Origin of the sequence: Cycloclasticus sp. PY97N (genome assembly GCF_002443175.1) — a bacterium.
Lineage (GTDB): Bacteria > Pseudomonadota > Gammaproteobacteria > Methylococcales > Cycloclasticaceae > Cycloclasticus > Cycloclasticus pugetii.
The window spans coordinates 1,514,980-1,528,246 of the sequence record NZ_CP023664.1; the positions used below are offsets into that span (position 1 = coordinate 1,514,980).

The following is a 13,267-nucleotide window of genomic DNA, read 5'->3' on the forward strand; positions in this document are numbered from 1 at the left end:
GATCTAAATATGATTCAAATAATTAGAAGCTAAACAAAGGCCGTTAATCATTTTCTTCTCTACTGCTAAACGTATTTAAAATTGCTTCACTTCTTCTAGATGCCTAACTAATAATTGCACCCTTGAGCGCCCCATATAGGTGTTAACATCTAATTGATAAGCAACAACCACCTCATTTAAACCAATAATACTGTCTGGATTATCTACATTAAAATAAATCGCGTCTATCACTCTGCTGTTACTTAACATCTCAAAAGATAACTTCACGTGTTTTTGTGACAAAATTCGCGCTTGCTTTACCTTAAAACGACCAACAAAAACCGGTTCCGGAAAGTTTTGACCCCAAGGTCCAGCTTGTCGAAGTGTTTCAGCAAATGTTAAATTAATATCGTTATCAGGCACCTCACCGTCTACTAATAACACATCATCAGGCAATTCATTATTAAGACGTTTTTTAACGGCTACATTAAACGCCTCGATAAATAGGCTTAAATTATTTTCAGCAATCGTCATCCCTGCCGCCATTGCATGACCACCGAATTTTTTTAATAACCCAGGGTGTAAACTAGCCACATCGTCTAGCGTATCTCTTATGTGTAACCCGGGGATCGAACGTGCTGAGCCTTTTACATCTTCACCATCACCCTTTGCGAAAGCAATCACTGGTCGATTAAGTTTTTCTTTAATTCGCGATGCCAGTATACCTATCACACCTTGATGCCAGTATTCATCGAACAAACAAACACCCCATTGATCATGTTGATGCTGACTTGGTTTTAACGAAGCCAAAATCTTGTATGCATCTTGCTTCATATCCTCTTCAATTGAACGACGCTCTATATTCAACATGTCCAATTGCTCAGCCATATCGCGTGCCTCTTGTTCACTATCGGTGAGCAAGCATTGAATACCGAGAGACATATCATCAAGTCGCCCGGCGGCATTTAACCGTGGACCAATAGCAAAACCTAAATCACTAGAAACAACACGCTCTGGTTCACGCTTAGCAATATTAAGTAAGGCAATAATCCCTGGAACGCATTTTTTTGCTTGTATCCTAAGCAAGCCTTGATAGACCAATTTACGGTTAAGCTCATCTAGGGGTACCACATCTGCCACCGTACCAAGCGCTACAATATCGAGTAGGTTTGCAAGATTAGGCACTGGTTGCTTATCAAACACACCTTCAATTTTTAAGGCGGCTCTCAGTGCCAATAAAACATAAAAGATGACGCCAACACCCGCTAAGGATTTACTAGGAAACTCATCACCCTGTAGTTGTGGATTAACGATAGCATCTGCATTTGGTAGTGTTTTAGGTGGTAAATGATGATCGGTAACAATGACTTGGCAGCCTTTCTTGATAGCATGCGCAACCCCTTCCACACTAGAAATACCGTTATCTACCGTGATTAATAAATCTGGCTTTAACTCTAGTGCAACATCAACAATTTCAGGCGTTAGGCCATAACCAAATTTAAAGCGGTCTGGCACAACAAAGTCTAAATTAGTTGCACCCAACATCCGTAAACCTCTAATAGCTACCGCACACGAAGTGGCACCATCCGCATCAAAATCAGCCACAATGAGTATTTTTTGATCTGTTTTAATTGCCGTCTTAATAAGGCTGACAGCTTTATCAATACCTGAAAGGCGTTGATAATTCGGTAAGTTCTTTAATGTACGGTCAAGTTGTTGCTCATGGGTAACCCCACGATTTAAGTACACTTGCCGTAAAACAGGATGTAAATCTGGCAAAGCATCTGAATCATGGTCAGTTGATTCACGATGCTTTATAACAATAGATGAGCTTGCTAATTCGGTTTCGCCCGCCATTACGGCATTATAACTTGTCTAAAATAGCCGCTTTAACAGCATCCAACGACGCCTCAATGGCGTTAGGATTTACCGCGCACTGCGCGATGGCCGTATCAGGGTCTTTCAGCCCATGTCCAGTTAAGGTACAAACAACCGTACTGCCCTCAGGGATTTTGCCGTTTTTTATATCACGAATAGCACCGCCAACTGAAGCAGCAGACGCGGGTTCACAGAAAATCCCTTCTTTTTCAGTGAGTAACTTTTGTGTTGCAAGAATTTCTTCATCAGTCAGCAAGTCAAACCAACCACCTGATTCCTTTTGTGCCGCCCACGCTTGATCCCAAGATTGTGGTCGCCCAATACGAATTGCTGTTGCTACTGTTTCTGGTTCATCAATCATTTCACCTTTTAAGAAAGGAGCTGCGCCAGCTGCTTGATAGCCCACCATCACAGGGCGCTTAGCGGTTGCATATTGTGTACGATCATATTCGCAATCACCTTCACAAAATGCACATGAATCGGTTACGTGCTCACCGGCTGGTTGTGCCATTTCACTATACCCAATCCAGTGAGCTGTAATGTTTCCAGCGTTACCGACGGGTAAACAATGATAATCTGGCGCTTTACCTAAGGCCTCAACAATTTCGTAGGAGGCAGTTTTTTGGCCTTGCAAACGATAAGGGTTAATAGAGTTAACAATGGTTACAGGCGCGTGCTCTGCGACCTCTTTAACCAATTGCATCCCATGATCAAAGTTACCTTTAATTTGTATTATTTCTGCGCCATGAATCATTGCTTGTGCCAATTTACCTAACGCAATTTTTCCTTCAGGAATTAATACAAAGGCTTTAATACCTGCACGAGCAGCATAGGCCGCTGCTGATGCCGAGGTATTACCTGTAGATGCACAAATAATAGCCTTACTACCGTCTTCGACTGCTTTTGTTACCGCCATCGTCATGCCACGGTCTTTAAAAGAACCCGTTGGGTTCAAGCCTTCATACTTAACATAAATATCGACATTTTTACCAATCAACGCCGGAATATTCTGCAATTGAATAAGCGGCGTATTCCCTTCACCTAAACTAATCAAGCGTGTGCTGTCAGACACTGGCAACACAGTTTTAAATTTGTCTATTAGACCGATATAACGATTTCCTGTTGGCATAGTCATTCCTATTGTAACGATTCGACGCGAATACGAACCGCTGGTTGATTGATTGAATCAAGTGATTCAATTTCTGTTAACGCGTTGATCAGTGATTTTTCAACAACGCTATCTGTCAGTAAAATTACTTGAGCCTTATCACCATGTTGCTCTGGCTCTTTTTGCTGAACTGCTTCGATGCTAATACCATGGTCTGCTAAGATTTTCGTAATTGCTGCCATAACACCGGGTTTATCTTCGACAGACAAACGCAAATAAAATGCGGTTGTAATACTTTCAATCGGAAGAATCGGTAATTCTTCCAGCGCTGAGGTTGCAAAACCTAATGCAGGCACAGCATTTACTGTAGGCGTATCTAAGTCTCGACAAATATCGATAATATCTGCGATAACAGCTGACGCTGTTGCCTCTGCACCGGCCCCTGCTCCGTAATATAATGTTGGTCCAACTGCATTGCCTTTCACTACAACGGCATTCATCACACCATCCACATTGGCAATAAGCCTTTTTTCTGGAATTAACGTTGGGTGAACACGCATTTCCACACCCATCTTTGTTTTTCTCGCAACACCTAAATGTTTAACACGGTAGCCCAGCTCATCAGCATAGGCAATATCTAATGGGGTGACTGTTGAAATACCTTCTGTATAGACTCGCTCGAAATTAAGCGGCATACCAAAAGCTAATGAGGCCAAAATACACAGTTTATGTGCGGCATCGATGCCTTCAACATCATATTCTGGGTCTGCTTCAGCATATCCTAGCTCTTGCGCTTCTTTCAATACATCTGAAAACACACTGCCTTTTTCAAACATTTCGGTCAGTATAAAGTTACCCGTTCCGTTAATAATTCCGGCTAGCCACTCTATGCTATTTGCGCTGAGCCCCTCACGCATCGCTTTTACAATTGGAATACCACCAGCAATAGCAGCTTCATAAGCCAGCGTTACTTTGTTTTCAGCAGCAGCAACAAACAACTCATTACCATGGTTCGCAATAAGCGCCTTATTTGCTGTGACTACGTGCTTACCTTTAGATAAAGCCTCAAGAATTAAAGACTTCGCTGGTTCTATACCACCCATAAGCTCGACCACTATCTGAACATCAGGGTCGTTGATAATCTCTTGCGAATCTGTCGTTAGGTGCAGCGTATCGGTATTACAAATTCGTGGGCGCGTTATATCCCGTGCACTTGCTGAACTAACAACAATTTCACAACCACTGCGACGTGATATCTCTTGAGCATTTTTAGTTAAAACATTAACTGTACCGCCGCCTACCGTACCTAGACCTAATAGCCCAACCTTTACAACTTTCAAGCGATTCCCCTTCGTTCAATTAAGGGCGCGATTATACAGGATTTAACCTCGGACGAAAAAGCAGTTATGCCAGATTATCGTTTCGAAACATTTGTTTAATACCCCGAACAGCTTGACGTGTTCGGTGAGTATTTTCAATTAACCCGAAGCGCACATATTCATCACCAAAATCACCAAAACCAATACCCGGAGATACCGCCACCTTTGCATCTTTTAGCAACTTTTTAGAGAATTCTAAAGAACCAAGAGAGCGATATTGTTCAGGGATTTTTGCCCATACAAACATGGTTGCTTTAGGTTTTTCAACCGCCCAACCAATTGCATTAAGCCCGTCACACAATACATCCCTTCTCTCTCTGTATAAGGTACGTATCTCATCAACACAATCTTGCGGACCTTCTAGTGCAGCAATTGCCGCAACTTGAATAGGTGTAAACATCCCATAATCCAAATAAGACTTTATACGTGCTAATGCGCCCACCAATTCTTTGTTTCCACACATAAAGCCCACTCGCCAACCAGGCATATTGTACGTTTTTGACAACGAATAAAACTCAACAGCAATATCTTTAGCACCTGGAACCTCAAGAATAGACGGCGCCTTATAACCGTCGAATACAATTTCTGCATAGGCATTATCATGCACGACCCAAATGTCATGCTCTTTAGCCATCTTTACTACTTTCTCAAAAAACTCTAAATCAACACACTGCGTTGTTGGGTTACCCGGAAAGTTTAATACCAACATTTTGGGTTTTGGATACGACGTTTTTATTGCTTTTTCAAGTTCACTAAAAAAGTCTACTTCAGGGCTAATTGGAACATGTCGAATATCAGCCCCCGCTATAACAAAACCATAAGGGTGTATTGGATAAGCTGGGTTGGGAACCAGTACGGCATCACCGGGACCAAGAGTCGCCATTGCTAAATGCGCCAAACCTTCTTTAGAACCAATGGTAACAATGGCTTCTGAGTCAAAATCTAGGTCTACGTCATATTTTGTTTTATACCAGCCACAAATAGCTTTTCTTAAACGAGGGATACCTCGTGAAACGGAATATCGATGAGTATCACCACGTTGAGCGGCTTCGGTCATTTTATCAACGATATGTTGAGGAGTTGGCTGATCAGGGTTACCCATACCAAAATCGATGATATCTTCGCCTGCTGCACGCGCTTGTGCCTTTAAATCATTAACAATATTAAAAACATACGGTGGGAGACGTTGTATTCTAGCGAAATCATGCATATTGTATCAGGGCCATTATGTAAGACGAGATGAGCGCGATACAGTACTCATCTGCATTTTAACTGTCAACATTAATGTAATACAAAGGACCTAATCTAGGCCCTGCATCACTAATGTAGTAGAACAGATGCTGACATTCCTTCATTTTCAAGAATCGAGCGCAATGATTTAAGTGCATTCATTTGTATCTGCCTAACACGCTCTCGAGTTACCCCCATTTCATTAGCTACTTGCTCTAAAGTAGATGCATGGTAGCCACGAACACCAAAACGACGAGAGATCACCTCTCTTTGCTTATCGTTCAACAGTTCCAGCCAAACTGTCAGGTTCTCTCGGACTTCTTCAGACTGTAAAATATCAGTAGGTTCTTTAGCATCTTGATCAACAACCGTATCTAAGACTTGTTGGTCAGAGTCTTGCGAAAGAGACGCATCCAGTGATGAAACATTATCAGCGTGCATACGAAACATTTTTTCAATGACCTCTACAGGCTTACCTGTTACTTCAGCCACTTCTTCAGCACTGGCTTCACGATCGAGTTGTTGACTGAGTTCACGGGCTTTTTTGAGATAAATATTCATCTCTTTGATAATATGAATTGGCAAACGAATCGTTCTGGTTTGATTCATAATCGCTCTTTCAATTGTTTGTCTAATCCACCATGTTGCATAGGTTGAAAATCTAAAACCTTTTTCGGGGTCAAATTTTTCAACCGCACGAATCAACCCTAAGTTTCCTTCTTCTATTAGGTCCAGCATAGGAAGACCACGGTTCATATAACGTCGTGAGATTTTAACCACTAACCGCAAATTACTTTCAATCATTCGCTGTCTTGCTGGGTGATCCCCTTTTTGCACAAGACGACCATAAAATACCTCTTCTTCAGCGGTTAATAAGGTAGATTCACTTAATTGATTTAGATACAGCTGAGTTGGGTCGTTAGTAGTTGTTTTTGATTTTTTATTATCGTCCATAGTATTCTCTCAGTCTGATTTTTTATCAGATGATTTATTAGTTAGCATTTCCTTGCATTTACTTTCTTAATACTGGCATATACTCTAGTATCGAAACTGCCTTACCGTGACGCCTCATTTCGAAAAAAAGAACCCGACGGTTTTTATTGTCGACACCTATTTCTGCTATAACCTCACCTTTTTTAACAACGCTGCCTTCACTGACTAACACACGTTTGTTATAACCATAGGCCGTTAGGTACTCTTCATTATGCTTTACTATTATGAGGTTACCATAGCCCTTTAAACCACTGCCTGCATAAACAACCTTACCACTTTCACTTGCTTTAACCTGCTCACCGGTTTCTCCAAATAACACCAGACCAGATTTAACAAGGCCTTTCTCAAAGCTTGTAACGTTTATCGGCCACTGCCAATTTAACTTTAACCTTTTTTGATAATTATTTGAAGTACTCTTCGTTATCTTTTGTTTTTTAAGTGTTTTTTTGGCTGGTTTTAATGATTTATTCTTATCATTTGTTTTTAAATTGCTACCAATTAAGGTCAATTTCTGACCTTTATAAATTGTATAAGGCCATGAGATATTATTCCATTGAGCTAATGTTCGGTAATCTTTACCATTTTGCCAAGCAATTGAATACAAGGTATCGCCAGCACGAACGATATGTACTTTAGATGAAGTTGATTTCGTAGGTAAATGATTATTATAGACTGGCGCATGAACACTAGAGCCACCACAAGATATGAGCGTGCAGATTACGAGCAAAACACTTATTAAAGTAACAGTATCTTTAATGGCTTTTAAGCTAAACACGTTAATAAAATCTAGAGATTAACAACCCCATAACAATCATCGCTGTCACGATCCAACCAGTTACCTCTATGTAGTCATTGAGTTTGTTTTTCAAACTATTACCACCTAACGACACCAGGAAAGCCACTAAAAAGAACCGTGCCCCACGACCGACTAGAGAGGCAAGGACAAAGGGGATAAACATCATACCGAGCAAGCCTGCAGCAATCGTAAACAACTTATAAGGAATCGGTGAGAAGCCAGCTATTAAAATTGCCCAAAAGCCCCAATCTATAAACCACGCGTTTACATGTTCCAATTTCTCACGGTAGTGAAACATTTCAATAATCGGTTCTATCAACTCAAACGAAAACATTCCAATTAAATAACCAAATACTCCGCCAATAACTGAACCAATAGTGGTTATCATTGCAAAATAAAAACTTTTCGACGGTTTTGCTAAACACATTGGTGCCAACATAACATCTGGGGGAATGGGGAAAAATGAAGATTCTGCGAAACTTAAAGTAAAAAGGTACCAGTTAGCTTTTGGGTGCTCCGCCCAAAATAAAACCTGCTGATATAAACGTTTAAACAATCTAACGCCTCCTAGGCACGCCCTTTTAAAAAAGGTACGAAACTAACTTCTTCAATCGTTTCAACTTCATAAGCCGATTCTGTTCTAGTCACTCGCTGTAAAACTTGTTGCCCTTCTTTACCAACGGGAATAATCAGCCTAGCACCAATGGTTAGTTGCTCTAATAACTTCATAGGAATCTCAGCAGGTGCGGCGGCCGCCAAAATAGCCTGATAAGGCCCACATGCCTTCCACCCCCAACCGCCATCTGAATGTTTGAAACTTATATTTCTAACCCCTATATCAGCCAACACTCTCTTTGCTTGTTCTTGCAACGGCCTGATTCTTTCAACTGAAAATACTCTGGGTATTAAACTGGCCAAAATAGCAGATTGATAGCCCGAACCAGTTCCAACTTCTAAGACATTTTCAGGCAAACCATCTTCAATCAATAGTTCAGTCATACGCGCAACCATATACGGTTGCGAAATGGTTTGACCATGCCCAATTGGTAGCGAGGTATTCTCATAAGCCCGACTTGATAAGGCTTCAGCCATAAATAAGTGCCGCGGTACTTTTCTCATTACCGATAACACCCGCTCATCCTTAATACCTAGTTCTTTTAAATGAACAATAAGCCTGTCTCGGGTGCGCTGCGAAGTCATCCCAATGCCTGTTAAGTCTTTCATAAAACGAGCTCTTCAAGCCAATCATTTAATGTATTTAAACGCTGGTAGTTGGTTAAATCAATTTTTAACGGCGTAATCGAAACATAACCATTTTCAACAGCATAAAAATCTGTTTCTTCACCAGCATCTTGCTGCGCGCCAGGCGGCCCTACCCAGTATATTTTTTTATTCCTTGGGTCACGCCCCTCTATTACCGGCTCTGAACGATGTCGTTGACCAAGCCTTGTTGCTTTAAGACCCTTTATCTCTGTTAATGGCAAATCAGGGACATTAACATTTAAAATTGTATCGGCCGGAAGCTCTTTAACTATCAATTGATTGAGTAACAGCACAGCAATATTTGCCGCTGTTTCAAAGTATCTTGGCTTACTAGAGGTAATTGAAATAGCAATTGACGGTAAGCCTAAAAAGCGCCCTTCAGTTGCCGCAGCAACCGTACCGGAATACAAAACATCATCACCCATATTTTCTCCGTTATTAATGCCAGAGAATACAATACTGGGGTCTTCTTTTAACAAGCCTGTAATCGCTAAATGAACGCAATCTGTGGGGGTTCCATCAACACTAAAGTAACCATTATCCATTTGCTGTACTCGCAGCGGCATATCCAGTGTTAAAGAGTTACTCGCCGCGCTTCTGTTTCTATCCGGCGCGACCACAGTAACACGAGCTACTTCAGATAGTTTATTCGCCAATGCCGACAAACCAGGGGCTAAATACCCATCATCATTACTTACTAAAATATGCATTAAGTTTATCTAGATACCGTTACTTATAAAAAAATTAGCGCTCAAATTTGATAAACTCATATTATGCCTGAAGATAAAAAAAAACGCCTAAGTTCCGATAATGATTCTCAATTATTCCGTGAGTTTATTGGAGAGGTAAACATACTCTCGAACACAGAACGGCATTTCTATGATGATACGTCGAAACCAAAACCAATAAAAAAAAGCTTTCCACCTCTAAAAGCGGATCATGAATATATTGTTGATCACACAAATGACATTACATCAGAGCAATACGTTTTCTTTGCCCACAGCTCTGTTCAAGCTAAAACGATAAAAAAATTAAAACGAGGCGCGATAACAATTAATGAAACAATTGATTTACATGGTTTAGATAAACAACAAGCACAACATTACATTAGAGAGTGTATTAGAGAACAGCTTGAGCTTCAGCAGCGTTATCTATTGCTTATACATGGCAAGGGAACAAGATCACTCAATCAATCGCCTGTTTTAAAAAACCTTTGTGTTAATCTACTAAAAAATGACTCTGCCGTATTAGCTTTTGCCTCTGCCCAGCCTAAAGATGGTGGAACCGGGGCGTTATACGTTTTGTTACGACAAAAACGCTAAACTGCATATAAATACAATAAAAAACAACCCAGTATTAAACGGTAAATCACAAAAGGCAGCATCCCTACTTTTTCTAGCACCTTTAGGAAAATTGAAATACAGGCAAAGGCACTTAACGCTGAAATAAATACACCCATAATAATAGAGAACCAGTCAATTTGGCTTGGGCTACTCATCAACTCAACTGACTTTAAACTTCCTGCTAAAAAGATTAATGGGACGGATAGTAAAAAAGAAAACCTTGCGGCTGCCTCACGCGTCAACCCTAGCAGCAAGCCTCCAGTCATGGTAATTCCCGATCTTGATGTCCCAGGAATAAGTGCCAACACCTGATATAACCCAATAATAATGGCTGTCTTAATCGATATTGCATATTCATCTTTATGTCGCTGTGCCTTAGTATCCGAATACCAAAGAAGCAAGCCAAAAAAGAGCGTCGCTATTGCAATAACTATGGGCGAGCGAAGGTAAATTTCAATTAAATGACCCGCTAATAAACCAACCAAACCAACCGGAATTGTCGCTATGATTATCATCCAAGCTAAACGACTGTCTTGCGTATGATTTTTTTTGAAGACAGATGCAAACCAACCTTTAATAATTTGCCTCAAATCGTGTTGAAAATAGCTAACTACTGCTATTAATGTTCCCACATGCACAGCAACATCAAAAGCTAAACCTTGGTCTTTCCAACCTAAAAGAGTGGGCAATAAAATTAAGTGTGCTGAACTTGATATCGGCAGGAACTCTGTTAACCCTTGTAATAACCCTAAGCCTAAGATATGTTCAAAATCCATTAATAAACCCTAGTTAACATGACTTGTTGTGTTAATTAACTCACGAATAACAGCGGTTGCATAACTGCCGGAAGGGAGTTTAAACGATAATCGAAGTTTATCAGTGGATATCAACTCTGCCTTAAAATCTGTCGGCACAACCCTTAAAGCGCGTCTAGCAGAGTCAACTTTTTCCTTCAATAAACCCTTACAAAATACACTGTTAGCCGTAAACACTGTGTCTTCCAGCTGCTCAACTGAAGCAGAAACCACTTTATCATTTACTCCAAATAATGGACCACTTGGATGAATATCATGTTCCATTAAACGTGTATGAGTCGTTGTTGAGTTGGCTTCATCTGTAAAATACTGACGCGTTCCACTGAGCATAAATGCATCACCGGGTAGCGCCTTATCCCAATTTTCAGCCTTCACTCGCTCAGACAGCACTTGGTTGAACAGAAACGATCTGGCTGAAGATAACAATAGGCCTTTTAACTGCTTATTCTTAATTTTCTCGCCTCTAGAAAACAGTCCATACGCACGATCTAGATTTTGGCATAAGTAACCAAAACGTTGTTGCATAAAGTAATTAGGCACACCAAACATTTTTATTTGTTCAATACGTTGCTGCAGCAAGGCATGATCAACTGTTAACTGTGAAATAACAATCTCAAATTCATTAAACTGAATAACCCCTCTTTTTAATTTCTTAAGGTGACGAGTACTTCGTTCGATTTTAATTGAATCATCTTCTAATAACTGCCAATCCGGTGCTGCTCGGCCTGGCAAATGTACACTAAACCACTGTTTGGTAACCGCATGTTTATCTTTCATACCCGCATAAGAGACTGAACGCCGGGTTACACCTGCATGAACAGCAAGTTTTTTTAGCACCTCATCGGTATTGAGCCCTTTTTTTTGCACATACACAAATTCATGTTCTCCCTCGCCAGACGGGGTAAATGTTAAGCGCTCGTTTACGATAAAATCTTCTGCTTGTTGCTTTAGTTGGCCAGCCCCAACTGTGCCGCCATGGGCATAAGCCAGCTCATCAATATGTTTCTCAAACAGCATCTTAATTTAACGCGCAGAAACGACAATAACCACAGCATGCGCTTCAATACCTTCTTTTCTTCCGGGGAAGCCCATTCCTTCTGTAGTGGTTGCTTTTATATTTATTTGCGATGCGCCTGAATTTAAATCTTTGGCTATATATAACGCCATTTTATTTAAATAAGGAGATAACTTCGGGGCTTGCGCAATAATTGTTAAATCAGCATTTCCTAGCTTAAAACCTTTTTGTTGGACTAAAGCATATACATGCCGCAACAAAACACGGCTGTCGATATTGGCATAATCATCACTGCTGTCAGGGAAATGTTGCCCAATATCACCTTCACCTATTGAACCTAACAGCGCATCACACAACGCATGTAACAGCACATCACCATCTGAATGCGCTAATAAGCCATAGTCATGAGAAATTTTCACGCCGCCCAATACGAGAGGTTTCCCTGCTTCAAACCGATGTGCATCATAGCCGTGGCCTATGCGCATACTTGCCTCTCTTGTTGTTCTAAATAATAACGAGCCAAATCTAAATCTGATGGCGAAGTGATTTTGATATTATCAGCATGTCCTTTTACTATTTGTACAGCTTGATTCATCTGCTCAATAGCGCTGGCCTCATCCGTGATTACACGATTAGACTCGATCGCATTGATTAGGGCATTATTTAGCATGTCGAGTTTAAATATTTGTGGTGTCAGCGCTCTCCATAATATTGACCTATCGAGCGTTTGTGTGGATTTTTTATTGACTACTTTTTTAACCGTATCGTGTATTGGTGTCGCCAAAATAGCACCAACTTGCTGTTTTAATGCAGTGTTAATTAACACGTTTATATCACTACATCTAACACAGGGTCGTGCGGCATCATGAACAAGAACCCAATCATTTAAATCAGCATGCTCTTTGACTAAAGACACACTATTTAAAACAGAATCAGCTCGTTCACTTCCACCAAACGTTATGCTAATACGGTCATCCTGTGCAAATTTACTGTGTTGCCAGTAGTTATCATTCTGATGAATACAAACAACAATATGCTCAATCTTTTCGCATAACAGTAGTCGTTCCAATGTTGCATCTAAAACAGTTGATGAACCAAGTGGTAAATATTGTTTAGGAACTGCTGATTGCATTCTTGAACCAATGCCAGCGGCTGCCACTACACACCAAACTTTTTCTGGTTTATTTACCATCGCCAGCTTCAATATACTGAAAGAACGTTTCGTCTTTACCTACAAACCCTAATTCATTTCGAGCTTTTTCTTCGACGACCTCTAAACCACTTTTTAAATTGGAAACTTCGGCTTGTAATGCGTTATTGCGCTCGCTCAGAATTTTGTTTTCTGCTTCAAGGGTGTTTATTCGTTGCTCTAAAGACCATGAGTCTTGAACTCTGCCTTCAGCTATCCATAGTTTATACTGCAAATAACTGAAGACAATAACAAGAATGATCAAAAGCGCTTTCACAG

15 protein-coding genes are annotated in these 13,267 nt (G+C 40.6%); 1 reads left to right on the top strand and 14 read right to left on the bottom strand.

What is annotated here, in order from left to right; genetic code table 11:
* Positions 1-75: 75 nt before the first annotated feature.
* From recJ to surE, 9 genes are all read right to left on the bottom strand, one after another.
* A complete protein-coding gene (gene recJ / locus CPC19_RS07480; protein WP_016390747.1) occupies positions 76-1,836 on the bottom strand; it encodes a single-stranded-DNA-specific exonuclease RecJ in 1,761 nt (586 codons plus the stop codon).
* 7 nt (positions 1,837-1,843) lie between these two features.
* Entirely contained in the window at positions 1,844-2,986 is a 1,143-nt protein-coding gene (gene thrC / locus CPC19_RS07485) for a threonine synthase (protein ID WP_016390748.1), read from the bottom strand.
* Between the two features lie 8 nt (positions 2,987-2,994).
* Positions 2,995-4,305, bottom strand: a complete 1,311-nt coding sequence (locus CPC19_RS07490; protein ID WP_015005853.1) for a homoserine dehydrogenase — start codon at positions 4,303-4,305, stop codon at positions 2,995-2,997.
* A 64-nt stretch (positions 4,306-4,369) separates the two neighbouring features.
* Positions 4,370-5,554 (bottom strand): alanine transaminase, encoded by a 1,185-nt coding sequence (alaC, locus tag CPC19_RS07495; protein WP_015005852.1) that lies wholly within the window; start codon positions 5,552-5,554, stop codon positions 4,370-4,372.
* A 110-nt stretch (positions 5,555-5,664) separates the two neighbouring features.
* Positions 5,665-6,528 carry an RNA polymerase sigma factor RpoS gene (gene rpoS, locus CPC19_RS07500; RefSeq protein WP_016390749.1) on the bottom strand — a complete coding sequence of 288 codons (864 nt, stop codon included), beginning with the start codon at positions 6,526-6,528 and terminating at the stop codon, positions 5,665-5,667.
* Between the two features lie 58 nt (positions 6,529-6,586).
* Positions 6,587-7,342, bottom strand: a complete 756-nt coding sequence (locus CPC19_RS07505) for a peptidoglycan DD-metalloendopeptidase family protein (protein WP_016390750.1) — start codon at positions 7,340-7,342, stop codon at positions 6,587-6,589.
* Position 7,343: 1 nt separating this feature from the next.
* A complete protein-coding gene (locus CPC19_RS07510; RefSeq protein WP_016390751.1) occupies positions 7,344-7,919 on the bottom strand; it encodes a YqaA family protein in 576 nt (191 codons plus the stop codon).
* 11 nt (positions 7,920-7,930) lie between these two features.
* Entirely contained in the window at positions 7,931-8,587 is a 657-nt protein-coding gene (locus CPC19_RS07515) for a protein-L-isoaspartate(D-aspartate) O-methyltransferase (RefSeq protein ID WP_016390752.1), read from the bottom strand.
* On the bottom strand, positions 8,584-9,336 hold the full coding sequence (gene surE / locus CPC19_RS07520; RefSeq protein ID WP_016390753.1) for a 5'/3'-nucleotidase SurE: 753 nt from the start codon (positions 9,334-9,336) through the stop codon (positions 8,584-8,586). Before surE ends, CPC19_RS07515 begins: the two co-directional genes overlap by 4 nt.
* A gap of 63 nt (positions 9,337-9,399) precedes the next feature.
* On the opposite strand from surE, the gene CPC19_RS07525 reads away from it, so the two are divergent.
* Entirely contained in the window at positions 9,400-9,948 is a 549-nt protein-coding gene (locus CPC19_RS07525; RefSeq protein ID WP_016390754.1) for a Smr/MutS family protein, read from the top strand.
* Here the strand turns inward: CPC19_RS07525 and CPC19_RS07530 are convergent.
* Genes CPC19_RS07530 through CPC19_RS07550 form a run of 5 tightly spaced genes read right to left on the bottom strand, consistent with a single transcriptional unit; the run spans position 9,945 to position 13,265 of the window.
* Positions 9,945-10,745, bottom strand: a complete 801-nt coding sequence (locus CPC19_RS07530; RefSeq protein ID WP_015005845.1) for an undecaprenyl-diphosphate phosphatase — start codon at positions 10,743-10,745, stop codon at positions 9,945-9,947. The two genes, CPC19_RS07525 and CPC19_RS07530, sit on opposite strands and share 4 nt — an antisense overlap.
* 9 nt (positions 10,746-10,754) lie before the next feature.
* Complete coding sequence (gene truD / locus CPC19_RS07535; RefSeq protein WP_016390755.1) at positions 10,755-11,801, bottom strand: tRNA pseudouridine(13) synthase TruD; 1,047 nt, start codon at positions 11,799-11,801, stop codon at positions 10,755-10,757.
* Positions 11,802-11,807: 6 nt separating this feature from the next.
* Positions 11,808-12,284, bottom strand: a complete 477-nt coding sequence (ispF, locus tag CPC19_RS07540; RefSeq protein ID WP_016390756.1) for a 2-C-methyl-D-erythritol 2,4-cyclodiphosphate synthase — start codon at positions 12,282-12,284, stop codon at positions 11,808-11,810.
* Positions 12,275-12,991 (bottom strand): 2-C-methyl-D-erythritol 4-phosphate cytidylyltransferase, encoded by a 717-nt coding sequence (gene ispD, locus CPC19_RS07545; protein ID WP_016390757.1) that lies wholly within the window; start codon positions 12,989-12,991, stop codon positions 12,275-12,277. The genes ispF and ispD overlap by 10 nt, the downstream gene beginning before the upstream one ends.
* A complete protein-coding gene (locus tag CPC19_RS07550) occupies positions 12,981-13,265 on the bottom strand; it encodes a septum formation initiator family protein (protein ID WP_016390758.1) in 285 nt (94 codons plus the stop codon). Before CPC19_RS07550 ends, ispD begins: the two co-directional genes overlap by 11 nt.
* Between the last annotated feature and the right edge of the window lie 2 nt (positions 13,266-13,267).